Raw genomic sequence first — 23,751 nt, 5'->3', positions numbered from 1 at the left:
GATGCTCCCACACCGTCACCGCGCGGCGCCGGGGAATCGGGGCAGCGCAGGCAGCGCGAGGCTGATGTCGCATTCTCGCCAGCGGCCCCCGCCCCCGCTCCCCGATGCTGGAGCCATGCACACCGACACCGAGCGCTGCGTGCGGGCCGTCCGGTCGAAGGACGCCCGCTTCGACGGATGGTTCTTCACCGCCGTCCTCACCACCCGCATCTACTGCCGGCCCAGCTGCCCGGTCGTGCCGCCCAAGCCCGAGAACATGGTGTTCTACCCGAGTGCCGCCGCCTGCCAGCAGGCCGGCTTCCGCGCCTGCAAGCGGTGCCGCCCCGACACCAGCCCCGGCTCGCCCGAGTGGAACGCCCGCGCCGACACCGTCGCCCGCGCGATGCGCCTGATCCGCGACGGAATCGTCGACCGCGAAGGGGTGCCCGGGCTCGCCGCCCGGCTCGGTTACTCGACCCGCCAGATCGAACGCCAACTGCTCGCCGAACTCGGCGCCGGCCCGCTCGCCCTGGCCCGCGCCCAGCGCGCCCAGACCGCCCGCCTGCTCATCGAGACCACCGCGCTGCCGATGGCCGACGTCGCCTTCGCCGCCGGCTTCTCCTCCGTACGCACCTTCAACGACACCGTCCGCGAGGTCTTCGCCCTCACCCCCGGAGCACTGCGCGCCCGCGCCGCGCGCACCGCCGAGAAGACCCCGCCCACCCCCGGCGTCCTCACCCTCCGGCTGCCGTACCGCGCACCCCTCAACCCCTCCAACCTCTTCGGACACCTGGCCGCGACCGCCGTGCCCGGCGTCGAGGAATGGCGGGACGGCGCCTACCGGCGCACCCTCGCGCTCCCGCACGGCCACGGCGTCGTCGCCCTCTCCCCGCGCCCCGACCACATCGCCTGCCGGCTCTCCCTCACCGACCCGCGCGACCTCACCCTGGCGATCAGCCGCTGCCGCTGGATGCTCGACCTGGACGCCGACCCGGTGGCCGTCGACGACCAGCTCCGCGGCGACCCGCTCCTCGCGCCACTCGTCGGCGAGGCGCGCGGCCGGCGCGTCCCGCGTACCGCCGACGCCGCCGAGTTCGCCGTCCGCGCGGTCCTCGGCCAGCAGGTCTCCACCGCCGCCGCCCGCACCCACGCGGGCCGCCTGGTCACCGCGTACGGCACGCCCGTCGACGACCCGGAGGGCGGGCTGACCCATCTCTTCCCCGCCCCCGCGGCACTCGCCGCCCTCGACCCCGGGTCGCTCGCCCTGCCGCGCAGCCGCCGCACCACCCTCACCACCCTGGTCGGCGCCCTCGCGGACGGCACGCTCACGCTCGGCCCGGACAGCGACTGGGACGAGGCCCGCGCCCGCCTCCGTGAGCTCCCCGGCTTCGGCCCGTGGACCGTGGAGGTGATCGCGATGCGCGCCCTCGGCGACCCCGACGCCTTCCTCCCCACCGACCTCGGCGTCCGGCGCGCCGCCGCCGGCCTCGGGCTGCCGGCGACCCCCGCCGCGCTGACCGCCCGCGCCGCCGCCTGGCGGCCCTGGCGCGCCTACGCCGTCCAGTACCTGTGGGCCACCGACAGCCACCCCGTCAACCACCTGCCCGCGTAAGGGAGTCCGCCGATGAACCGCCGGCACACCGTCACCGACAGCCCCTACGGCCCGCTCACCCTCGTCGCCACCGACGGCGTCCTCAGCGGGCTCTACATGACCGGACAGCGCCACCGCCCGCCGGAGGAGACCTTCGGCGACCGCGACCCGCGCCCCTTCACCGAGGTCGTCCGCCTGCTCGACGCCTACCACGCCCGTGAACTGACCGAGTTCGACCTGCCGTTGCACCTGGCCGGGACACCGTTCCAGCGCAGCGTCTGGGAGCTGCTGCGGAAGATCCCTTACGGCGAGACCCGCTCGTACGGGGAACTCGCCGAGCTCCTGGGCAAACCCGGCGCCTCCCGGGCCGTCGGGCTCGCCAACGGCAAGAACCCGGTGGGGATCATCGTCCCGTGCCACCGGGTCATCGGCGCGGGCGGCGGGCTCACGGGATACGGCGGCGGCCTGGAGCGCAAGCAGCGGCTGCTGGCCTTCGAAGGAGCCCTCCACGGAGCCCGCGACGGCGGCCCCGCGAGCGCGCCCCCGGCCGGCCCCGTGGCGGAAACCTTGTTCTAGCCCGGCCGCCGAGGCCGGCGCCCGGTCACTCCAGCCGCTGGAGCAGTTCCGGGAGCGCCGTGCCGATCGGCTCGCGCACGACCTCGTCGGCCAGCTCGTCGTAGGGCGTCGGCTCGGCGTTCACGACGATCAGCCGGGCTCCGTGCTCCGCCGCCGTACCGGCGAGGGACGCGGCGGGCTGCACCTGGAGCGACGAGCCGACCGCGACGAACACCTCGGCGGCCTTGGCGATCGACAGGGCCTCGCCCAGGACCACCGGGTCCAGCCGCTGCCCGAACATCACCGTCGCCGGCTTCAGGATCCCCCCGCACGCCTCGCACGCCGGGTCGGCCTCACCCGCCTCCACCCGGGCCAGCGCGTCCTCCATCGAGGAGCGGGTGTGGCACCCGGTGCACACCACCGCCCGGGCGGTGCCGTGCAGTTCCAGCACCTTGCGCACCGGGGTCCCGGCAAGCTGGTGCAGTCCGTCCACGTTCTGGGTGATCACCCGGACCGCGAAACCCGGCCTCCGCTCCAGCGCGGCGATCGCCCGGTGCGCCGCGTTCGGCTCCGGCCGCGGTGTCGCGGCGTCGCGCCGCATCAGCCACGCCCGGCGCCGGATCTCCGGGTCGGCCGTGTAGTACGCGTAGGTGACCAGCTTCTCGGCCTCCGGGTCGCGCCGCCACAGGCCGTTGGGTCCCCGGTAGTCACTGATGCCGGAGTCCGTGGAGATGCCGGCACCGGTGAGGAACGCGACGAGAGTCATGCGGCCGAGGTTACGCAGCGTCCGCCCGCACACGCGAACGAGTTGCCGCCCGCCGCCCGCCCCGTGCCGCCCGCCGCCCGCCCCGTGCCGCCCGCCGTACCCGCCGCCCGGCCGTCCGCCTCAGCCGACCGGCCGGCCGTTCTCCAGCTCCACCGCACCCCGGCCGGCCGCCAGGGCGTCCAGCGCGGCCGCCACGCGCGGACCCAGCGAACCCAGCAGGTACGTGGGCAGGTCCTCGGGCTCCACAAGCTTCCAGGAGACCAGTTCCTCCTCCTGGAGCCGGATCTCCCGGAACCGCTCGCCGCTCAGCACGCCACCGTCGTAGATGTACGCCACGATCGGCGGACGTCCCGCCCCGTGCACCCAGTCGACCGCGAGCAACGGGCCGGGCTCCACGTCGAGGCCGATCTCCTCGAGTGTCTCGCGCCGGGCCGCCTGCCGCGGGGTCTCCCCGGCGTCCGACTCGATGGTCCCGCCGGGCAGGGCCCATCCCTCCCGGTAGTTGGGCTCGACCAGCAGGACCCGGCCCTCCCCGTCGCGGAAGAGCGCGGCGGCGCCGGCCAGGACGCGGGGGAGGCCCGCGATGTACGTGGCGTAATCGGTGGTGGTCACGGCGTCAGCCTAGTGCGAGGGTCCGCGCGGCCAGCTCACCGATCCGTACGCCGTCGAAGCCGAACACCGCGCTGCGCACCCGGTCCTCCAGCGGGTCCGTCCAGTGGCGCGGGATGCCCGACGCCCCGCACAGCACGCCCGCGACCGACCCGGCGGTGGCGCCGTTGGAGTCGGTGTCGAGGCCGCCCCGGACCGTGAAGGCGATGGTGCGGGTGAAGTCGCCGCCCCCGTACAGCAGACCCGCCGTGAGGACGGCCGCGTTGGGCACGGCGTGGATCCAGTGCAGCCCGGCCAGCTCCCGCTCCACCTCCGTCAGCGCGTCGTCCCAGGTCACCCCCGCGTCATAGAGCGCGCACATGTACCGCACCACGCGCGCGAGGCGGCTGCTCCCGGGGACGCGCCCCAGGGCCGACTCGACCGCGGCACGCGGACCGGGCGCCGTGAAGGCCGCGGCGACCAGGGCCGCCGCCCACATCGCCGCGTACACGCCGTTGCCGGTGTGGGACAGCACCGCGTCGCGGCGCGCCAGCGCTGCCGCGCGGGCCGGGTCGCCGGGGGACGTCCAGCCGAAGACGTCCGCGCGGATCAGGGCCCCGATCCACTCCTGGTACGGATTGTCGCGGGTGGCGGTGAACGGGGGCCGCACACCGTTCGCGAGGTTGCGGTAGGCGGCCCGTTCGGCGGTGAACGTCTGGAGGTAGGGCAGGCGCAGCAGCCACAGCTCGCCGACCTGCTCGGTGGTGAAGTCCGGCCCGTGGGTCTCCAGCAGGTGCAGGGCCAGGATCGCGTAGTCGACGTCGTCGTCCCGGCAACTGCCGTGGATGCGGCCCCGCACGCAGTCGCGCCACTCGGGCCGCAGCTCGAACCCGGCGGCGTCACCGTCCGGTGGCGGCCCGGGGAGGTAGTCGGTCAGGGGGAGGGCGCCGGTGGCCCGCAGGTAGCGGTCGATCCGGTCGCGTGTCCAGTAGTCGCCACGCTCGACGGGTTTGCCGAGCATGTTCCCGGCGATGCGCCCGGACCAGCCGCCGAGGATCCGGTCCGCCAGGTCCGGGCCCGGGGCCGGCACCGACGCCTCCCGCGCGGTCACGGTCACCGTCACGCAGACGGCAGCGAGGGGGACGGCACGACGGCACCGCCGCCCGCCCGCACGGCCTCCACCACGGCCTCGTGCAGATCCCTGCTGTCCCTCTCCGAACGGCACGCCACGGGGCTGCCCGTCATGGTGAACCAGTCGGATGCCCCGGTGTACTGGACGGCGATCTGTGCCTCGCCGCCCGCCCATGTGGTGTGCACGGAGACATTGCCCGTGACGATCCCGAGCTCGTCGGTACGAACCCCGCCACGACCCGTGTACACCTCCGTTGTCGTCCACGATGCCCATGTCATGATGCGAGCGTCACACGAATGGCCGACACCCGCGACTCGGGCGCATAGCCACCCGGGGACGCGAATAATCCGTGGCGGCAGGACAGTTCGCCTCCCTAGAGTGAACGTCGTCCAGGTGCGAAGGCAGGACCTACTTCCACTGCTAATGGGGCGGTCGCGGGTTCGAGTCCCGTCATCGACTTCGGGTCGGTGTAGCTCAGTCGGTAGAGCACCTTGTCGGTTCCGCCGGCCTTGAACTCTGGACACCTGTACGGAACGCACCTCCCGGTGCGCCGGCCGCGGCTACTTCCTTCCCACGAAATCACGCCGCCGCCACCTTGATCTCGGGAGGCGCGGCGGACGGGGTGCCCGGTGCGAAGGTGACGGGTACTTCTCAGGGGACAGCAGGGCGCGGGTTCGAATCCCGCCACCGGCCCCGCGCCGGTGTGGCTCAGCGAGGTGGAGCGGCTGTTATGACGGCCGTCGCCGGCATGCGACCTCGGGCACCCCCTCCGCCGTGCGTCCCCACCGAATTCGGGGGGAATTCACATGGCACGCTTCAACATCCGCCGGACCGCCGCCACCGCCGTCGGCCGCGCGGTCTCGCCGGTCCGGTCCACCGGCCGCACCACCACCCACCTGGGCGGCGCCGGTGTGCTGCGCGACCCGCGCTCCGAGCTCTTCCTCCTCGCCGTCGCCAACTTCGTCACCCAGTCGACCTTCCACGAGTCGGCCGGCGACCGCGACGACCGGTTCGCCGCTCTGGTGCGTGAGCTCGCCGTCGAGGACCCCGAGTGGACCGCCGGCCTGCTGGGCTGGCTCCGCGGCGAGGGCGGCATGCGCACCGCCTCCCTGGTCGGCGCCGCCGAGTACGTCCACGCCCGCCTGGCCGCCTCCGCCACCGACGGCCCCGCCAACCGCCGGGTCATCGCCTCCGTCCTCCAGCGCGCGGACGAACCCGGCGAGCTCCTCGGCTACTGGACCTCCCGGTACGGCCGCAACGTGCCCAAGCCGGTCAAGCGGGGCATCGCGGACGCCGTCCAGCGGCTCTACACCGCCCGGTCCCTCCTGAAGTACGACACGGCCGGCAAGGGCTACCGCTTCGGCGACGTCCTCAACCTCGTGCACGCCGCCCCCGACCCGGCGAAGCAGCCCTGGCAGGGCGAGCTCTTCCGGTACGCCCTGGACCGCCGCCACCGCCCCGGCACCGCGCTGCCGCCCGCCTCGAACCGGATGCTCACCGCCCACCGGGCGCTGATGGAGCTCCCGGTCGCCGAACGGCGCGCCGTGGTCACCGGTCCGGACGGCGCCGAGCGGCTGGCCGAGGCGGGCATGACCTGGGAATCCCTGGCCGGCTGGCTCCAGGGGCCGCTCGACGCGGCCGCCTGGGAGGCGGTCATCCCGTCCATGGGCGCCATGGCCCTGCTGCGCAACCTCCGCAACTTCGACGAGGCCGGTGTGAGCGACGAGGCCGCCGCCCGCGTCGCCGCGCGGATCTCCGACCCGGAGGCCGTGGCCGCCTCCCGCCAGTTCCCGTTCCGCTACCTGGCCGCGTACCAGCACGCGCCGTCGCTGCGCTGGTCCTACCCGCTGGAGCGGGCGCTCGGCCACTCGCTGGCGAACGTGCCCGCCCTGTCCGGCCGGACCCTGGTCCTGGTCGACCGCTCCGGTTCCATGTGGGCGCCCCTCTCCCAGCGCTCCCAGCTCAACCGGGCCGACGCGGCGGCCGTTTTCGGTGCCGCGCTGGCCCTGCGGGCCGCCGACGCCGACCTGGTCGAGTTCGGCACCAGCAGCGCGCCCGTCCCCTACCGGGCGGGCGAGTCGGTGCTGAAGGTCCTGGACCGCTTCCACAGCCTGGGCGGCACCCACACCACCGAGGCGGTACGTGCCCACTACCGCGGCCACGACCGGGTTCTGATCGTCACCGACGAGCAGGCCGCGTACAGCCACCACGGCGACCCGGCACAGCAGGTCCCGGCGCACGTTCCGGTCTACACCTGGAACCTCGCCGGCTACCGCCCGGGCCACGCCCCCTCCGGCGGCGCCGGCCGGCACACGTTCGGCGGCCTGACGGACGCGGCGTTCCGGATGGTGCCGCTGCTGGAGGCCGGGCGGGCCGCGGACTGGCCCTGGGCGGCCTGAGTCGCGTCCCGCGCCGGCGTACCCCACCGGCGTGCTGACCAGCGGGTCCGCACGCCGGACAGGGGTGGCACAGCGTCTCACCCTCCGGATAGGGTCGGCCCCGGCGCGACTGCCTGTTCGATAGCAAGGGATGCAAGGTGACGGACGGAGCAGTTACTACGGCCGCGCGCGTGCTCGTCGCGGCTGACAAGTTCAAGGGGTCGCTCACGGCCGTACAGGTCGCGGAGCGGGTGACGGCGGGGCTCCGGCACGTCGTCCCGGGACTCGAGGTGGAGACCCTGCCCGTGGCCGACGGCGGCGACGGCACGGTCGCCGCCGCGGTGGCGGCCGGGTTCGAACGGCGTGAGGTACGGGTCACCGGCCCGCTCGGCGCGCCCGTGACCGCCGCGTACGCGCTGAGCGACGGGACGGCCGTGGTGGAGATGGCGGAGGCCTCGGGCCTTCAGCTCCTCCCCGAGGGCGTCTTCGCGCCGCTGACGTCCACCACGTACGGCTCCGGCGAGCTGCTGCGCGCCGCGCTGGACGCGGGGGCGCGCAGCATCGTCTTCGGCGTGGGCGGCAGCGCCACCACGGACGGCGGCGCCGGCATGCTGGCCGCGCTCGGCGCCCGCTTCCTCGACAAGGACGGCGAGCCCGTCGGACCGGGCGGCGGCGGGCTGCCGGACCTCGCCACCGCCGACCTGTCGGGCCTGGACGCCCGCTTCGCGGACGTGGACCTGGTCCTCGCCAGCGACGTCGACAACCCGCTGACCGGCCCGAAGGGCGCGCCCGCCGTGTACGGGCCGCAGAAGGGCGCCTCGCCGGAGGACGTCGCGGAGCTGGACGCCGCGCTGGCGCACTTCGCCGCCGTCCTCGCCGGCGCGATCGGCCCCCGGGCCGCCGAGCTGGCCGAGTCCCCGGGCGCCGGCGCCGCCGGCGGCATCGGGTACGGGGCGCTGGTCGCCCTGGGCGCGAGCTTCCGCCCGGGCATCGAGGTGATGCTCGACGTCCTGGGCTTCGGCCCCGCCCTGTCCCGCGCGACCCTGGTCATCACCGGCGAGGGCTCCCTCGACGAGCAGACCCTGCACGGCAAGGCCCCGGCCGGTGTCGCGGCGGCGGCCCGAGCGGCGGGCATCGAGGTCGTCGCGGTCTGCGGTCGCCTCGCCCTGCCGCCCGAGGCACTGGGCCGGGCGGGCATCCGCCGCGCCTACCCGCTGCTGGAGCTGGAGCCGGACCCGGCCAGGTGCATGGCCGAGGCCGGCCCGCTGCTGGAGCGCCAGGCGGCGAACATCGCCCGCGACTTCCTGTCGTAGGCCCGGCCCGGCCCGGCCCGGTTCGGCGACGGCGCGTCGCCACCCGCGCCCGCGCCGTCGCGCCCGTCGCTCCCTCGCCGTCGCGCCCGCGCCGTCCTCCCGTGGCGGCGCGGCCGTCCGGGCGCGTCACCCGGCGGCGCCGCCTCCGCGGGCCGGGCCCGCCAGGGCGCCCCGCTCCCCGTCCCCACCGGGTGCCGGGGTGTCGTACAGGGCGCCGTAGCGGGCGTAGGCCTCGGCCACGATGGCCTCCGCCACGGCGACCTGCTCGTGCCCGGCGACCGGCCCGCGTCCGGGCAGGTACGGCACAGGACGCGGACCGGGGTGGCGGCGGCGCCACCACGCCTCGCCCAGCGCGTACAGCCCCGAGACGCCCACCAGGGCCGGGACGGACAGGGCGAGCAGCAGGTCGGACGTCATGGGCGGATCCCCCGATCGATGAGTGGCGGCCGTCGGGCCCCGTGTGCCCCGTCAGGGGCGTACCGTGCCGGTGCGGCTCCCCACGGTGCGCGGGGGCCGCACCGGTTCAACGCCACCGGGGCTCCGGGCGACTGCACCCGTTCGGGGGAACCGGAACCAGAACCGGAACCAGAACCGGAACCGAGGCCCGGCCGCCGGACGGGCTCCCGCAGCAGCCACAGGGCGCCGGCGGGCGGCCCGCCCCGTCAGCCCGCCGTCAGCCGGAAGGCGTCCAGGGCGAGCGTCATCTCGGTCAGGTCCCGGGGGCGGGACAGGGACCGGGACGTGAGCTGCTCCAGGCGGCGCAGCCGGTTGAAGACCGTGTTCCGGTGGCAGTACAGACGGCCCGCCGCCCGGCCCGCCGACCCCTCGCAGTCCAGCCAGACGTCCAGGGTCTCCAGCAGGACCGCCCGGTCCGCCGGGTCCAGCTCCAGAAGGGCCCCCAGCACCTCCGAGACCAGCAGGGACGACAGCTCCGGCTGGCTCACCACCAGGGCGCCGGGCATCCGGCGGTCCAGCCGCACGATCGCGGGCGCGTCCGCCGGGCACGTACGCAGCGCCAGCTCCGCCAGCCGCCGCGCCCGCCCCAGCTCCGTCAGACCCACCACCACCGGGCTGATCCCGCCCGGCCCCGGGCACCGCCCCTCCATGAGCTCCGCCAGCGCGTCGAGACCCGTGTCCTCGTCCAGCGACACCACGCCCACCTCGCAGTCCGTGCGCATCCGCCACACGAACCGCAGCCCCTCCGCCCGCAGCCGCCGGTGCGTCAGGTCCCGCCGGGCGGTGCGCAGCACCACCACCGCGTAGCGGCCCCGCTCCGGCAGGTCCAGCCCCGCCGCCGCCCGCGCCGCGACCTCCGCCGACCGGCCGCCCTCCAGCAGCGCGTCCAGCAGCGCCTGGAGCTGCTCGTCCGTCCGGCGCCGCAGCTCCAGCTCCGTCGCCCGGTACGCCTCCGACGCCGTGTCCGCCTGCGCGTCCACCGCCGACCACACCATGGTCGCCGACTGCATCAGCACCGCCAGCCGCCGCGCGTCCGCCGTCGCGCCCTCCAGGAGCGCGTCCCACACCTGGTGCCCGGCGAGCCGGTAGGCGTGGACCACCAGTTCCAGCGGCAGCCCCTGCTCCGCCCGCCGCCGCCCCAGCCACTCGGCGTGCTCCAGGTCGCGGCGCGGCGACGCCCTCGGCGCCGAGATCGTCTCGATGCCGATCCGCATCGCCTCCCGCGCCTCCTGCCAGTGCTGGTCGTAGCCGATGACCCGGCCGTACGCGGGGGAGTGGGCGTGCAGCTCCCGCACGTGCTCGTCCACCAGCTCCGGCAGCCGCTCCAGCAGCGCCGCGCACGCCTGAGCGAGCAGTTTCCAGTCGTCCCCCGTACGCGGTCGTCGCGCTCCCATGGCCCGGAGGATGCCACCGCCCGGGCCCCGCGCGCACGCCCCTGACACGCGGTGTTGTGCGGGTGCACAACCCGCCGGCACGCCCGCTGGGCACCGGCAGCGATTCCCGGCGGCGGCGTGGACGGGCGGCCGGAACCGGTGCTGGGGTGAGCGCCACCGAACAGACGGACGAGGGGAAACACATGAGCGCTGCCGCCCTGCACGTGCGGGGGCTGACAGCCGGGTACGGGCCCGTCACCGCCCTCCGCGACGTCTCGCTGGACGTACCGGAAGGCGCCTGCGTCGCCGTCCTCGGCGGCAACGGCGCCGGCAAGTCCACGCTGCTGCGCGCCCTTTCGCGCACACTCGCCTTCCACGGCGGCGCCGCCACCGCCGGCACGGTCACCTTCGCCGGCCGGCCGCTGCACGGCGTACCGCCCGACCGGGTCGTCGCGGCCGGGGTGTGCCACGTCCCCGAGGGGCGCGAGGTGTTCGCCCGGATGACGGTCGAGGACAACCTCCGCGCCGGCGCGCTCACCGCCGCCCGGCCGGGCCGGGCCGCCGCCCTCCGCCGCGTCCACGAGCTGTTCCCCGTCCTCGCCGAACGCGCCCGCCAGCACGCCGGCCTGCTGTCCGGCGGCGAACAGCAGATGCTCGCCGTCGGCCGGGCTCTGATGGCCTCCCCCCGCCTGCTGCTGCTGGACGAACCGTCCCTCGGCCTCGCCCCGCTGATGGCCGCCCGGATCGCCGACACCGTCCGGGAGATCAACGCCCAGGGCACCTCGGTCCTGCTCGTCGAGCAGAACGCCGCCCTCGCGCTGCGCCTCGCCTCGTACGCCTACGTCCTGGAAGTCGGCGAGGTCGCCACCGAGGGACCCGCCGAGGAGCTGGCCGCCTCCGACGAGGTGCGCCGCCGCTACCTCGGCGTCGTCGACGAGGAGGCGGCCGCCGACGCGGCTCCCGCCGAGGTGCCCCGCCTGGCCCGCTGGGAGGACGCGTGACCACCCTCGACGTACGCGACCTCACCGTCCGCTTCGCCGGCCTCACCGCCCTCGACGGCGTCGGCTTCACCGTCCGCCCCGGCACCGTCCACGCCGTCATCGGCCCCAACGGCGCCGGCAAGTCCACCACCTTCAACGTGCTGTCCGGCGTCTACCGCGCCACCTCCGGCAGCGTACGGTTCGACGGCCGGGAACTGACCGGTCTGCCCCCGCACCGCATCGCCGCCCTCGGCGTCGCCCGGATCTTCCAGAACCTGGCCCTGCCGCCGTACGCCACCGTCGCCGAGGCGCTGATGCTCGGCCGCCACCGCCTCACCCGCGCCGGGTTCCTCGCCACCGGGCTGCGCCTGCCGTCCGCCGCGCGCGAGGAGGCCCGCCACCGCGCCCGGGTGCGGGAGATCGCCGACTTCGTGGGCCTCGCCGACAAGCTGGACCACCCGGCGGCCTCCCTCCCGTACGGGCAGCAGAAGCTCGCCGAACTGGCCCGCGCCCTGTGCATGGAGCCGAAGCTGCTGCTGCTCGACGAACCCGTCGCCGGGATGACCGGCGACGAGCGCCGCCGCACCGCGGCCGTCATCGCGGGCGTCCGCGACAGCCTCGGCATCTCCGTCGTCCTGGTCGAACACGACATGGGCGTGGTGATGCGGCTCGCCGACCACGTCACCGTCCTCGACTTCGGCCGCCGCATCGCCGACGGCACACCCGCCGACGTACAGAACGACCCGGCGGTCGTCCGCGCCTACCTCGGACAGGAGACCCCCGAGTGACCACCTTCGCCGAACTCCTCCTGGGCGGAGTGTCCCTCGGCTCCGTCTACGCCCTCATCGCCCTCGGCTTCGTCGTCATCTTCCGCGCCACCGAGGTCGTCAACTTCGCCCACGCCTCCCTGCTCCTCGCGGGCGGGTACGTCACCGCCGTCCTGCACGACGACATCGGCTTCTGGCCGGCGCTCGCGGCGGGCGTCGCCGGGGCCGCCCTCGTGGGCGCGGCCGTCGAGTTCCTGGTCATGCGCCGTTACCGCGGCCGGGACCACAGCGTGCTCGCCATCGTGACGATCGGCGTGGACATCCTGCTGACCACCGAACTCGCCCGCAGGATCGGCACCGACGTGCTCTCGCCGGGCGACCCGTGGGGCGACGCGGTCGTCACGATCGGCTCCGTCACCCTGGCGCAGACGCGCATCGCCGCGTTCCTCGCCGCCGCCCTGCTGATCACCGCGTTCCTGCTGGCCTTCCGGTTCACCTCCTGGGGCGTCGCGATGCGCGCCGCCGCCGAGAGCCCGTCCACCGCCGCCCTGATGGGGGTGCGGCTCGGCCGCGTCTCGCTGGGGGCGTGGGCCGTCGCGGGCGGCCTCGCCGCCGTCGCGGCCCTCTTCCTCACCGTCTTCCCGACCCCGGGCCTGGAACGCTCCACCTCCCTCGCCGCGCTCAAGGCCTTTCCCGCCGCGATCCTCGGCGGCCTGGACTCCACCACCGGCGCGCTCGTCGGCGGACTGCTCGTCGGGATCACCGAGTCCCTCGCCACCGGCTACCAGGGCGACCTCACCTTCCTCGGCCGGGGCATCGGTGACCTGGCGCCCTACCTGGTGATGGTCGCGGTCCTGCTGGTCCGCCCCGCCGGGCTCTTCGGTACGAAGGAGCTCGCCCGTGTCTGACACGCTCACCCGCCCCCGCGCGTACCTCTGGGCCCTCGGCGCGGTGCTGCTCCTCGCCCTGCCGTTCTACCTCGAACGCTTCTGGCTCCAGGCCGGGCTGTTCGCCATGGCCGCCGCCGTCGGGGCGATCGGCATCAACCTGCTCACCGGCGCCACCGGCCAGCTCTCCATGGGCCACGCCTTCTTCCTCGCCGTCGGTGCCTACGGCTACTGCGCGTTCGCCGGCGACGGGAGCGACGGACTGGCCGGCCTCGGCCTGCCCGGCTGGCTCGCCGCCGTGGGCGCCGTGGCCCTGGCGGGCGCCGCCGGCGGGCTGTTCAGCCCGATCGCGGGCCGGCTGCGCGGGGCGTATCTCGGCATCGCCACCCTGGCGCTGATCTTCATCGGCCAGCACGTGCTGTTCAACGCGCACGACCTGACCGGCGGCTTCAACGGCCGGGCCGTCCCGCCGCTGAGCCTGCTCGGCGTCACCTTCGACGACAGCGAGCTGCTGGTGGCCCAGGTGCCGTTCGGCGCCGCCGAGAAGCTCTGGTACCTGGGTCTGGCCCTGCTCCTCGCCTCCGCCCTGTTCGCCCGCGGGGTGCTGCGCGGGCGGCCGGGGCGGGCCCTGAACGCCATCCGCGACCACCGCGTGGCGGCGGGCGTCCTGGGCATCCCGGTGGCCCGCTACCGCGCCGCCGCGTTCGTCCTGTCCTCGATGTACGCGGGCCTCGCCGGCGTCCTGCTGGCGCTGGTGTTCCAGCGGACCGTGCCGGAGTACTTCGGCATGCTGCTCTCCCTCGAGTACCTCGCCATGATCGTCATCGGCGGGCTGGGCTCGGTGGCGGGCGCGGTGGTGGGGGGCGTCTTCGTCTCCCTGCTGCCGCAGGTCCTCGGCCGGTACAGCGACGCGCTGCCCCTGGTGTCCGCCCCCGGCACGGGCGGCATCGCACCGGGCGAGGCGTCGCGCTACCTGTACGGCGCCGCGGTCGTGGCCGTCGTGCTCTTCCTGCCCGGCGGCCTGGTCCGGTCGGCCGCCCGGCGTCCCGCACAACCCTCAGGTACCACAGCGGAGGAACGATGACCATGCGCAGACACCGGCGGCTCGCCGCCACCCTCGCCGCGCTCGTCGCCCTGACGGCGGCTGCCGGCTGCAGCTCCAAGGCGAAGTCCGGCGACGACTCCGGCGGCCAGGGCGCGGACGGGGTGAGGACCGGCACCGGCGTCGACGCCAAGACGATCCGGCTCGGCGTCCTCACCGACATGACCGGGGTGTACGCCACCCTCGGCAAGAGCGTCACCCAGGCCCAGCGGCTGTACGTCGAGCAGCTCAACGCCGCCGGCGGCGTGTGCGGCCGCACGGTGGAGCTCACGGTCCGCGACCACGGCTACGACCCGCAGAAGGCGCTCGCCGCCTACACCGAGCTGGAACCCGACGTCCTGGGCTTCCCGCAGTTCATCGGCTCGCCCTTCGTGGCGGCCGTCAAGCAGCGCATCGACGGCCGGGACAAGGGCCTCGTCCTGCCGCAGGCCTGGTCGGCGTCGCTGCTGGGCAGCCGGCACATCCGGGTGATCGGCTCCACGTACGACATCGAGACCATCAACGCGGTCGACTTCCTGCTGAAGGAGAAGGGTCTGCGCAAGGGCGACAAGCTCGGCCACGTCTACTTCGAGGGCGACTACGGCGAGAACGCGCTGAAGGGGGCGAAGTACGCGGCCGGGAAGGCCGGCCTCACGGTCGTCGAGCAGAAGATCAAACCGACCGACAACGACATGACGGCGCAGGTGGCGGCCCTCAAGCAGGCCGGGGTCAAGGCGATCGTCGTCAGCGCCGGACCGCGCCAGGCGGCCTCGCTCGTCGGCGTGGCCGCCGCGGTGAAGCTCACCGTCCCGGTGATCGGCAACAACTCGGCGTACGCCCCGCAACTGCTGGCCACCCAGGCGGGCCCGGCGCTGGAACGCATGTACTACGTGGCCACGCCCAGCCTGCCGATCGGCGCCGACACCCCGGCCGCCAGGAAACTCGTCGCGGACTACCGCGCCGCCTATCCGAAGGACGCCCTCGACAACGGCGTCGTCGCCGGGTGGACGGCCGCCCAGGTCTTCGGCGAGGCGCTGAAGAAGGCGTGCGCGGACAAGGACCTGACCCGCGAGGGCGTCGGCAAGGCGCTGCTGACGCTGAACGCCCACGACGCGGGCTTCGGCATGACGCACGACTTCTCCGACCCCCAGGCGCCCTCGTCCCGGCAGAGCGCGATCATCCAGCCCGCCGCGTCCGCCCCCGGAGGCTCCCGCGTGGTCCGCGGGCCGCAGGTCTCCGACGCCGCGAAGGCCTTCACACCCGGCGGCTGACCGCGGGGACGGCCCCGTCATCCCGGCGTAACGCCGCCGTGTGAAGCTCCGTGCATGAGCGAAGACCTCCGCACCGGCCACCGGATCGAGCCCCTCACCGCCCGGCGGGTCCACGACCTGGCGGCCGAGGGGCTCGCCCCGTTGCTCGTGGACGCCGTCGACGGCGGCGTCTCCGTCGGCTTCCTCGCCCCGCTGGACCCCGCCGAGGCGGCGGCCTGGTGGCGGGGGGCGGCCGAGCAGACGGCCACCGGTGCACGGAGCGTCTGGGCGGCGTACGGTCCCGGCGGCCGGGTGGCGGGCGTGGTCACCCTCGTCCGGGCGGCCATGCCGAACCAGCCGCACCGCGGTGAGATCGCCAAGCTCCTGGTGCACCGCGACGCCCGCGGCCGCGGCCTGGGGGCCCGGCTGCTCGCGACGGCGGAGGAGGCCGCGGCGGGGGAGGGGCTGACCCTGCTGGTGCTGGACACCGAGACGGGCAGCGCGGCCGAGGCCCTGTACCGCCGGGCGGGCTGGACCCGCGCCGGCACGATCCCGCACTACGCGCTCACCCCGACGGGCGCCTCCCACGCCACGACCTACTACTACAAGCTCCTCGGCGGAGCGTGATCGCGCATGGACAAGGGCCCGGGTGCGTTTCCCGCACCCGGGCCCTTGTCGTCATCCATGCCTGCACCGAGGCCTGAGGCCTACGGGAGCTGTGCCGCCCGCGCCTCCCGGCTCTCGCGCCGGTTGTCACGGAAGGTGTTCACCCGGCGGGCCGTCGCGAAGAGGGGGATCACGGCGCCCAGTACCACCTGGAGGGCGCACCCGGTCTGGAGCAGGAGCTGACCGCCGGGGGCGTCGAACGCCCAGGCCGCCAGCAGGCCCATCGCCCCGACGATCCAGCTCAGCATCGCCACCGCGAGGACGCCCCGCGGCTTCGGGTACTCCACGCGGCTCACCATCAGCCACGCCGTACCGATGATCGCCAGCAGCGTCGGGATGAACGGCAGCTCCAGCAGCACGATCGAGACGACCGTCAGCGCTCCGAAGGGGCTCGGCATGCCCTGGAACATGCCGTCCTTCATGGTCACGCAACTGAATCTGGCGAGCCGCAGCACCACCGCCAGCAGCACCACGATCGCGGCCACCGCCGACACCTTCTGGTGCGCGTCGTCGGCGACCATGCCGTACACCAGGACGAAGTACGCCGGGGCGAGTCCGAAGCTGATCAGGTCCGACAGGTTGTCCAGCTCCGCGCCCATCGGCGAGCTGCGCAGCTTGCGCGCCACGAGCCCGTCGCAGAGGTCGAAGATGGCCGCGAGGAGCATCAGGATGACCGCCGTGGCGGCGCTGTGCCGGGCCATGCCGGTCTCCTGGCTGCCCGTGAGGTGCGGGATCAGGATGCCGGTGGTGGTGAAGTACACCGCCATGAAGCCGCACGTGGCGTTACCCAGCGTGAGGGTGTCCGCTATCGAGAGACGCAGCGACAGCGGCATCTCCTCGGCTTCCTCGACGATGTCCACCTCGGCGTCGGCGACCCAGTCGGCGCGTGTGTCAGGATCAATCACGGTCAATTCGAGTCACCCCCGCGGTCGTGGTCTGACCGACCTCGACAGCGACGTCGACACCTTCCGGAAGGTAGATGTCAACGCGCGATCCGAAGCGGATCAGACCGATGCGCTCGCCCTGCTCGACCTTGGTCCCCTGGGGGATGTACGGCACGATGCGGCGGGCGACCGCACCCGCGATCTGCACCATCTCGATGTCACCGAGCTCGGTGTCGAAGTGCCAGACAACGCGCTCGTTGTTCTCGCTCTCCTTGTTGAACGCCGGCACGAACCCACCCGGGACGTGCTCGACGGACGTCACCGTGCCCGCCAGCGGGGCGCGGTTGACGTGGACGTTCAGCGGGCTCATGAAGATGGCGACCCGGGTACGTCCGTCCTTCCACGGCATGATGCTCTGCACCACCCCGTCCGCGGGCGAGATGACCCTGCCCGGCGCGATCTCGCGCTCGGGGTCGCGGAAGAACCACAGCATGCCCGCCGCCAGAGCGGTGGTGGGCACAGCGATGGCCGCGGCGCGCTTGGAACGGCGCGAGCGGGCAAGACTGAGTGCAGCGGTGGCGACGGTCGGCAGAAGCCACGGCGATGCTCCGCGAGCGATACGTACGCCAAGGAGGCTGTCGCGAGGTGCAGAGGTTTGGCTGTGGGGCATGGATGACCTTCGTAGCGGTGATGCCGCGCGAGTGCGGGGGACGGCGGCTTTTTGGCGATGCTATCGGTTGCGGGCCGCAACTGGGCAAGCCAGAAGCCGAGTCGGCGGCCGGAAGACGATGACAGGGTGTGATCTTCTTCGCGGCCGAACCGGCTCAAAAGCGACAATCACCCCTGGAATCGGTACTCCTCGAGCAACCGACGCCCAATGATCATTTTCTGGATCTCGGCGGTACCTTCGCCGATCAGCAGCATCGGCGCCTCCCGGTAGAGACGCTCGATCTCGTACTCCTTCGAGAACCCGTAGCCGCCATGGATACGGAAGGCGTCCTCGACGACCTCCTTGCAGTATTCGGAGGCGAGGTACTTCGCCATCCCTGCTTCCAGGTCGTTTCGCTCCCCGGAGTCCTTTTTGCGTGCTGCGTTGACCATCATCGCATGAGCGGCCTCGACCTTGGTAGCCATTTCGGCCAGCTTGAACTGGATCGCCTGGTGCTGAGCGATCGCCTTGCCGAAAGTGTGGCGTTGCTGGGCATACGAGACACCCAGCTCGAACGCACGCTGCGCCACGCCGCAACCACGGGCCGCTACGTTCACGCGGCCGACCTCGACACCGTCCATCATTTGGTAAAACCCTCGGCCGGTGACCCCGCCGAGGACACGATTGGCCGGAATGCGCAGTCCGTCCATGATGAGTTCGGTGGTGTCGACCCCCTTGTAACCCATCTTGTCGATCTTCCCGGGGATGGTCAGGCCGGGACGGACCTCGCCGAAGCCGGGCTCCTTCTCCACCAGGAAGGTCGTCATCGACTTGTGGGGCTTGGCGGCTGCTTCTTCGGGAGTGAGTCCTTCGTCACTTCGGACGAGAACGGCGACGAGCGTTGACGTCCCGCCGTTCGTCAGCCACATCTTCTGGCCGTTCAGGACGTACTCGTCGCCGTCCTTGACCGCCTTGGACGTGATGGCCGACACATCCGAGCCGAGCGCCGGCTCCGACATCGAGAACGCGCCCCGCACCTCGCCGGCCGCCATCCGGGGCAGGAAGGTGTCCTTCTGCTCCTGCGTGCCGTGCTGCTTGAGCATGTACGCGACGATGAAGTGCGTGTTGATGATGCCGGACACCGACATCCAGCCGCGCGCGATCTCCTCCACGCACAGCGCGTACGTGAGCAGGGACTCGCCCAGACCCCCGTACTCCTCCGGGATCATCAGTCCGAAGACGCCCAGTTCCTTGAGCCCGTCGACGATGTCCTGCGGGTACTCGTCGCGGTGCTCCAGCTCGGTCGCGACCGGGATGATCTCCTTGTCGACGAAGTCCCGGACCGTGGACAGGATCTCCTGCTGGACGTCCGTCAGACCGTGGGTCTGCGCGAGTCGGGCCATGACTACTTCTCCTGCGCCTTCAGTTCCGGGCGGCCGGGCTGCTCGCCGCCGCGCTCCTTGATGTACGTCTCGGTCGGGACCATCACCTTGCGGCGGAACACGCACACCAGCGTGCCGTCCTGCTTGTAGCCCTTGGTCTCGACGTACACGATCCCGCGGTCGTTCTTCGACTTCGAGGGGGTCTTGTCGAGGACGGTGGTCTCGCCGTAGATGGTGTCGCCGTGGAAGGTCGGCGCCACGTGGCGCAGCGACTCGATCTCCAGGTTGGCGATCGCCTTGCCGGAGACGTCCGGCACGGACATGCCCAGCAGCAGGGAGTAGATGTAGTTCCCCACGACGACGTTCCTGCCGAAGTCCGTCGTCTTCTCCGCATAGTTGGTGTCCATGTGGAGGGGGTGGTGGTTCATGGTGAGCAGACAGAAGAGGTGGTCGTCGTACTCGGTGACCGTCTTCCCGGGCCAGTGCTTGTAGACCGCGCCGACCTCGAACTCCTCGTAAGCGCGTCCGAACTGCATGGTGATCAGGCCTCCGGGGCTTCGAACTTGGAGGTACGGGTCATGCCGGCGGCGCGGCCCTTGCCGGAGATGACGAGCGCCATCTTGCGGCTGGCCTCGTCGATCATCTCGTCGCCGAGCATCGCGGAGCCCTTCTTGCCACCCGCCTCGGACGTGTAGTACTCGTACGCGTCCAGGATCAGCTCGGCGTGGTCGAAGTCCTCCTGCGAGGGCGAGAACACCTCGTTGGCGGCGTCCACCTGACCCGGGTGCAGCACCCACTTGCCGTCGAAGCCGAGCGCGGCGGCACGGCCCGCGACCGCGCGGAAGCCGTCCACGTTCTTGATCTGGAGGTAGGGTCCGTCGATCGCCTGGAGGTCGTTGGCGCGGGCCGCCATCAGGATCTTCATCAGGATGTAGTGGTACGCGTCCGCCGGGTAGCCGGGCGGCTGCTCGCCGACGACCAGCGACTTCATGTTGATCGACGCCATGAAGTCGGCCGGGCCGAAGATGATCGTCTCGATGCGCGGCGAGGCCTGGGCGATCGCGTTGACGTTGTTCAGGCCCTGGGCGTTCTCGATCTGCGCCTCGATGCCGATCCGGCCGACCTCGAAGCCCATCGTCTTCTCGATCTGGGTCAGCAGCAGGTCCAGCGCCACGACCTGCTCGGCGGTCTGCACCTTCGGCAGCATGATGCAGTCCAGGTTCGGACCCGCGCCCTCGACGACGGTGACGACGTCGCGGTACGTCCACTGGGTGGTCCAGTCGTTCACCCGCACGACCCGGGTCTTGCCCGTCCAGTCGCCCTCGTTGAGGAACTTCACGATGGTGTGCCGCGCCTCGGGCTTGGCCAGCGGCGCGCACGCGTCCTCCAGGTCCAGGAAGACCTGGTCGGCCGGCAGGCCCTGGGCCTTCTCCAGGAAGCGCGGGTTGGAGCCGGGGACCGCCAGGCAGGAGCGGCGCGGGCGGAGACGGTTGACGGTCGTCATGCGGGGACCTCCGTGCTTTCTACAGCGTTGAGCTTGTTGGCTTTACGGATCTCGTCGACGATACGGCCGATGATCTCCGTGATACCGAAGTCCTTCGGGGTGAAGACGGCGGCCACACCCGCGCGCTTCAGTTCGGCGGCGTCGGCGCTCGGGATGATCCCGCCGACGATGACCGGAATGTCCGAGGCGCCCGCCTCGCGGAGCCGGGCGAGCACGTCCGGCACCAGCTCGGCGTGCGAACCGGACAGGATCGACAGGCCCACGCAGTGCACGTCCTCCGCCAGCGCGGCGTTCACGATCTGCTCGGGGGTCAGCCGGATGCCCTGGTAGACCACCTCGAACCCGGCGTCACGCGCGCGCACCGCGATCTGCTCGGCCCCGTTGGAGTGCCCGTCCAGGCCCGGCTTGCCCACCAGCAGCCGCAGCCGCCCGGCACCCAGCTCCTCGGCCGTGCGCGCCACCTTCTCGCGCACGACGGCCAGCGGGGTGCCCTCCTCGGCGGCGACGGCGACCGGCGCGGACGAGACGCCCGTCGGCGCCCGGAACTCGCCGAACACGTCGCGCAGCGCCCAGGACCACTCGCCGGTGGTGACGCCCGCGCGGGCGCACTCCAGGGTCGACTCGAAGAGGTTCCCGTCCCCGGCCGCGGTCGCCTTCAGACGGGCCAGCGCCTCCTGGGCGCGGGTCTCGTCACGGTTGTCCCGCCACTCGTGGAGCTTCGCCACCACTCGCGCCTCGTTGGCCGGGTCCACCGTCATGATGGCGGTGTCCAGGTCCGCGGTGAGCGGGTTGGGCTCGGTCGTCTCGAAGATGTTGACGCCGACGATCTTCTCCTCGCCGGCCTCGATGCGGGCCCGCCGCTCGGCGTGCGAGGACACGAGCTGCGACTTGAGGTAGCCCGACTCGACGGCGGCCATCGCGCCGCCCATCTCCTGGATCCGGTCGATCTCCGCCAGGCACTCCTGGACCAGGGAGTCCACCTTGGCCTCGACGACGTGCGAGCCCGCGAAGATGTCCTCGTACTCCAGCAGGTCGCTCTCGTGCGCCAGGACCTGCTGGATGCGCAGCGACCACTGCTGGTCCCACGGCCGGGGGAGGCCGAGGGCCTCGTTCCAGGCCGGGAGCTGGACGGCACGCGCGCGTGCGTCCTTCGACAGCGTCACGGCGAGCATCTCCAGGACGATGCGCTGGACGTTGTTCTCCGGCTGCGCCTCGGTGAGGCCGAGGGAGTTGACCTGCACGCCGTAGCGGAACCGGCGGTGCTTGGGGTCCTCGATCCCGTATCGCTCCCGTGTGATCTTGTCCCAGATGCGGCCGAAGGCCCGCATCTTGCACATCTCCTCGACGAAGCGGACACCCGCGTTCACGAAGAAGGAGATGCGCGCGACCACATCGCCCTTGCGCTCCTCGGGCACCTGTCCGGAGGCGAATACCGCGTCGAGGACCGCGATGGCCGTCGACATGGCGTACGAGATCTCCTGGACCGGAGTGGCGCCCGCCTCCTGCAGGTGGTAGCTGCAGATGTTGATCGGGTTCCACTTGGGGATGTGGTTCACCGTGTAGGTGATCATGTCGGTGGTCAGCCGCAGCGACGGACCGGGCGGGAAGACGTGCGTCCCGCGCGACAGGTACTCCTTGACGATGTCGTTCTGCGTCGTCCCCTGGAGCCGGGTGATGTCCGCGCCCTGCTCCTCCGCGACCACCTGGTACAGCGCCAGCAGCCACATGGCGGTGGCGTTGATGGTCATGGAGGTGTTCATCTGCTCCAGGGGGATGTCCTGGAACAGCCGGCGCATGTCACCGAGGTGCGAGACGGGGACCCCGACCCGGCCCACCTCGCCGCGGGCGAGGATGTGGTCCGGGTCGTAGCCCGTCTGCGTCGGCAGGTCGAAGGCGACCGACAGACCGGTCTGGCCCTTGGCGAGGTTGCGCCGGTACAGCTCGTTGGACGCCTCGGCGGTCGAGTGACCGGCGTACGTCCGCATGAGCCAGGGGCGGTCCTTCTTCCGCTGGGTCATCAGATGTTCCGGAAGCGGTTGATCGCGTCGATGTGCTTGTCGCGCATCTCCTGGTTCTTCACGCCCAGGCCCTCCTCGGGGGCCAGGCACAGGACGCCGACCTTGCCCTGGTGCAGGTTGCGGTGCACGTCGTACGCGGCCTGGCCGGTGTCCTCCAGCGCGTACGTCTTCGACAGCGTCGGGTGGATCTTGCCCTTGGCGATCAGGCGGTTGGCCTCCCACGCCTCGCGGTAGTTCGCGAAGTGCGAGCCGATGATGCGCTTCAGCGACATCCACAGGTAGCGGTTGTCGTACTCGTGCATGTAGCCCGAGGTCGAGGCGCAGGTGGTGATGGTGCCGCCCTTGCGGGTGACGTAGACGCTCGCGCCGAAGGTCTCACGGCCCGGGTGCTCGAAGACGATGTCGATGTCCTCGCCGCCGGTGAACTCGCGGATGCGCTTGCCGAAGCGCTTCCACTCCTTCGGGTCCTGGGTCCGCTCGTCCTTCCAGAACTTGTAGCCCTCGGCACTGCGGTCGATGATCGCCTCGGCGCCCATGGACCGGCAGATGTCCGCCTTCTGCTCGCTGGAGACGACACAGATCGGGTTGGCGCCGCCGGCCAGGGCGAACTGCGTCGCGTAGGAGCCGAGGCCGCCGCTCGCGCCCCAGATGAGCACGTTGTCGCCCTGCTTCATGCCGGCGCCGTTGCGGGAGACGAGCTGGCGGTACGCGGTGGAGTTCACCAGGCCGGGGGCCGCCGCCTCCTCCCAGCTCAGGTGGTCCGGCTTCGGCATGAGCTGGTTGGACTTGACGAGCGCGATCTCCGCCAGGCCGCCGAAGTTGGTCTCGAAGCCCCAGATGCGCTGCTCGGGGTCGAGCATCGTGTCGTTGTGGCCGTCGGAGGACTCCAGCTCGACCGACAGGCAGTGCGCGACGACCTCGTCGCCGGGCTGCCAGGCGTTGACGCCCGGGCCGGTGCGCAGGACGACGCCCGCCAGGTCGGAGCCGATGATGTGGTACGGCAGGTCGTGGCGCTTGGTGAGCTCGGAGAGCTTGCCGTACCGCTCCAGGAAGCTGAAGGTCGAGACCGGCTCGAAGATCGAGGTCCACACGGAGTTGTAGTTGACCGAGGACGCCATCACGGCCACCAGCGCCTCGCCCGGGCCCAGCTCGGGCAGCGCCACCTCGTCGAGGTGCAGCGACTTGCGCGGGTCCTTCTCGCGCGTGGTGAGACCGGCGAACATCTCGGTCTCGTCCTTGTGCACGGTGACCGCGCGGTAGGACTCGGGGAGCGGCAGGGCGGCGAAGTCCGCGGACGTGGTGTCCGACGACTGAATCGCGTCCAGGATTTCCTTCACGGTGTTGCCTCCGGCGAAATACGTCTTCAGGGCAGACGTTGAGGGGAACGTCGGGGAAGTGCTGCTGGTGTGGAGGTGTGCCGTCGGTTCGGCCGGGTGGTGCTGGCAGCGCTGGGTGGAGCGCGGGGGTTGCCTGTGACGCAGGCGTCCGGGCGCGCGCGGCGCGATCGGCCTTGCGGGGACAGCCGGCGTACGAGATGTCTCTGCACGCCGGC

General features: G+C 72.6%; 23 protein-coding genes. 10 read left to right on the top strand and 13 right to left on the bottom strand.

What is annotated here, in order from left to right; genetic code table 11:
- Window positions 1–115 precede the first annotated feature (115 nt).
- Entirely contained in the window at window positions 116–1,591 is a 1,476-nt protein-coding gene (locus ACZ7LK_RS18405) for an AlkA N-terminal domain-containing protein (RefSeq protein ID WP_469461520.1), read from the top strand.
- Window positions 1,592–1,603: 12 nt separating this feature from the next.
- Window positions 1,604–2,146 (top strand): methylated-DNA--[protein]-cysteine S-methyltransferase, encoded by a 543-nt coding sequence (locus ACZ7LK_RS18400; protein ID WP_471141882.1) that lies wholly within the window; start codon window positions 1,604–1,606, stop codon window positions 2,144–2,146.
- A gap of 25 nt (window positions 2,147–2,171) precedes the next feature.
- Here the strand turns inward: ACZ7LK_RS18400 and ACZ7LK_RS18395 are convergent, their stop codons facing one another.
- From ACZ7LK_RS18395 to ACZ7LK_RS18380, 4 genes are all read right to left on the bottom strand, one after another.
- Window positions 2,172–2,891 carry an SIR2 family NAD-dependent protein deacylase gene (locus ACZ7LK_RS18395; RefSeq protein WP_471141879.1) on the bottom strand — a complete coding sequence of 240 codons (720 nt, stop codon included), beginning with the start codon at window positions 2,889–2,891 and terminating at the stop codon, window positions 2,172–2,174.
- 120 nt (window positions 2,892–3,011) lie between these two features.
- Window positions 3,012–3,503, bottom strand: coding sequence for an NUDIX domain-containing protein (locus tag ACZ7LK_RS18390; protein WP_392274076.1), 492 nt, complete (start codon window positions 3,501–3,503; stop codon window positions 3,012–3,014).
- 4 nt (window positions 3,504–3,507) lie between these two features.
- The gene (locus tag ACZ7LK_RS18385) at window positions 3,508–4,602 is read right to left on the bottom strand and encodes an ADP-ribosylglycohydrolase family protein (protein ID WP_469461526.1); all 1,095 of its coding nucleotides are present in this window, start codon (window positions 4,600–4,602) and stop codon (window positions 3,508–3,510) included.
- Window positions 4,599–4,889 (bottom strand): hypothetical protein, encoded by a 291-nt coding sequence (locus ACZ7LK_RS18380; protein WP_392274074.1) that lies wholly within the window; start codon window positions 4,887–4,889, stop codon window positions 4,599–4,601. The genes ACZ7LK_RS18385 and ACZ7LK_RS18380 overlap by 4 nt, the downstream gene beginning before the upstream one ends.
- A 528-nt stretch (window positions 4,890–5,417) precedes the next feature.
- Between ACZ7LK_RS18380 and ACZ7LK_RS18375 the strand changes: the two genes are divergently transcribed.
- Both ACZ7LK_RS18375 and ACZ7LK_RS18370 read left to right on the top strand, forming a co-directional pair.
- Window positions 5,418–7,010 carry a TROVE domain-containing protein gene (locus ACZ7LK_RS18375; protein ID WP_471141875.1) on the top strand — a complete coding sequence of 531 codons (1,593 nt, stop codon included), beginning with the start codon at window positions 5,418–5,420 and terminating at the stop codon, window positions 7,008–7,010.
- A 137-nt stretch (window positions 7,011–7,147) separates the two neighbouring features.
- Entirely contained in the window at window positions 7,148–8,302 is a 1,155-nt protein-coding gene (locus ACZ7LK_RS18370; protein WP_471141872.1) for a glycerate kinase, read from the top strand.
- A gap of 126 nt (window positions 8,303–8,428) precedes the next feature.
- Here the strand turns inward: ACZ7LK_RS18370 and ACZ7LK_RS18365 are convergent, their stop codons facing one another.
- Both ACZ7LK_RS18365 and ACZ7LK_RS18360 read right to left on the bottom strand, forming a co-directional pair.
- A complete protein-coding gene (locus ACZ7LK_RS18365; RefSeq protein ID WP_392274071.1) occupies window positions 8,429–8,719 on the bottom strand; it encodes a hypothetical protein in 291 nt (96 codons plus the stop codon).
- 245 nt (window positions 8,720–8,964) lie between these two features.
- Window positions 8,965–10,152 carry a PucR family transcriptional regulator gene (locus tag ACZ7LK_RS18360; protein ID WP_471141870.1) on the bottom strand — a complete coding sequence of 396 codons (1,188 nt, stop codon included), beginning with the start codon at window positions 10,150–10,152 and terminating at the stop codon, window positions 8,965–8,967.
- Window positions 10,153–10,334: 182 nt separating this feature from the next.
- Between ACZ7LK_RS18360 and ACZ7LK_RS18355 the strand changes: the two genes are divergently transcribed.
- From ACZ7LK_RS18355 to ACZ7LK_RS18330, 6 genes are read left to right on the top strand one after another with little or no spacing between them, the layout of a single operon-like run.
- Window positions 10,335–11,132, top strand: coding sequence for an ABC transporter ATP-binding protein (locus ACZ7LK_RS18355; RefSeq protein WP_469461533.1), 798 nt, complete (start codon window positions 10,335–10,337; stop codon window positions 11,130–11,132).
- Window positions 11,129–11,899: an ABC transporter ATP-binding protein gene (locus ACZ7LK_RS18350; RefSeq protein WP_392274068.1), complete on the top strand. Its 771-nt coding sequence runs from the start codon at window positions 11,129–11,131 to the stop codon at window positions 11,897–11,899. Before ACZ7LK_RS18355 ends, ACZ7LK_RS18350 begins: the two co-directional genes overlap by 4 nt.
- On the top strand, window positions 11,896–12,786 hold the full coding sequence (locus ACZ7LK_RS18345; RefSeq protein WP_392274067.1) for a branched-chain amino acid ABC transporter permease: 891 nt from the start codon (window positions 11,896–11,898) through the stop codon (window positions 12,784–12,786). Before ACZ7LK_RS18350 ends, ACZ7LK_RS18345 begins: the two co-directional genes overlap by 4 nt.
- A complete protein-coding gene (locus tag ACZ7LK_RS18340; RefSeq protein ID WP_392274066.1) occupies window positions 12,779–13,849 on the top strand; it encodes a branched-chain amino acid ABC transporter permease in 1,071 nt (356 codons plus the stop codon). Before ACZ7LK_RS18345 ends, ACZ7LK_RS18340 begins: the two co-directional genes overlap by 8 nt.
- Window positions 13,846–15,117: an ABC transporter substrate-binding protein gene (locus tag ACZ7LK_RS18335; RefSeq protein ID WP_469461536.1), complete on the top strand. Its 1,272-nt coding sequence runs from the start codon at window positions 13,846–13,848 to the stop codon at window positions 15,115–15,117. Before ACZ7LK_RS18340 ends, ACZ7LK_RS18335 begins: the two co-directional genes overlap by 4 nt.
- 54 nt (window positions 15,118–15,171) lie before the next feature.
- Window positions 15,172–15,723, top strand: a complete 552-nt coding sequence (locus tag ACZ7LK_RS18330) for a GNAT family N-acetyltransferase (protein ID WP_471141864.1) — start codon at window positions 15,172–15,174, stop codon at window positions 15,721–15,723.
- An 80-nt stretch (window positions 15,724–15,803) separates the two neighbouring features.
- Here the strand turns inward: ACZ7LK_RS18330 and pssA are convergent, their stop codons facing one another.
- From pssA to ccrA, 7 genes are all read right to left on the bottom strand, one after another.
- The gene (pssA, locus tag ACZ7LK_RS18325; protein ID WP_392274063.1) at window positions 15,804–16,667 is read right to left on the bottom strand and encodes a CDP-diacylglycerol--serine O-phosphatidyltransferase; all 864 of its coding nucleotides are present in this window, start codon (window positions 16,665–16,667) and stop codon (window positions 15,804–15,806) included.
- Window positions 16,660–17,316: a phosphatidylserine decarboxylase gene (locus ACZ7LK_RS18320; RefSeq protein ID WP_392274062.1), complete on the bottom strand. Its 657-nt coding sequence runs from the start codon at window positions 17,314–17,316 to the stop codon at window positions 16,660–16,662. Before ACZ7LK_RS18320 ends, pssA begins: the two co-directional genes overlap by 8 nt.
- A gap of 167 nt (window positions 17,317–17,483) precedes the next feature.
- Window positions 17,484–18,698: an acyl-CoA dehydrogenase family protein gene (locus ACZ7LK_RS18315; protein ID WP_392274061.1), complete on the bottom strand. Its 1,215-nt coding sequence runs from the start codon at window positions 18,696–18,698 to the stop codon at window positions 17,484–17,486.
- Between the two features lie 2 nt (window positions 18,699–18,700).
- Entirely contained in the window at window positions 18,701–19,213 is a 513-nt protein-coding gene (locus ACZ7LK_RS18310; RefSeq protein ID WP_471141858.1) for a MaoC family dehydratase, read from the bottom strand.
- A 5-nt stretch (window positions 19,214–19,218) separates the two neighbouring features.
- Complete coding sequence (locus tag ACZ7LK_RS18305; protein ID WP_392274060.1) at window positions 19,219–20,181, bottom strand: HpcH/HpaI aldolase/citrate lyase family protein; 963 nt, start codon at window positions 20,179–20,181, stop codon at window positions 19,219–19,221.
- The gene (locus ACZ7LK_RS18300; RefSeq protein WP_469461540.1) at window positions 20,178–22,199 is read right to left on the bottom strand and encodes a protein meaA; all 2,022 of its coding nucleotides are present in this window, start codon (window positions 22,197–22,199) and stop codon (window positions 20,178–20,180) included. Before ACZ7LK_RS18300 ends, ACZ7LK_RS18305 begins: the two co-directional genes overlap by 4 nt.
- Window positions 22,199–23,536: a crotonyl-CoA carboxylase/reductase gene (gene ccrA / locus ACZ7LK_RS18295; protein ID WP_392274058.1), complete on the bottom strand. Its 1,338-nt coding sequence runs from the start codon at window positions 23,534–23,536 to the stop codon at window positions 22,199–22,201. Before ccrA ends, ACZ7LK_RS18300 begins: the two co-directional genes overlap by 1 nt.
- Window positions 23,537–23,751: the final 215 nt, after the last annotated feature.

Source organism: Streptomyces sp. NPDC039423 (assembly GCF_055598725.1).
This window is presented reverse-complemented; position numbering and strand designations above follow the sequence as displayed.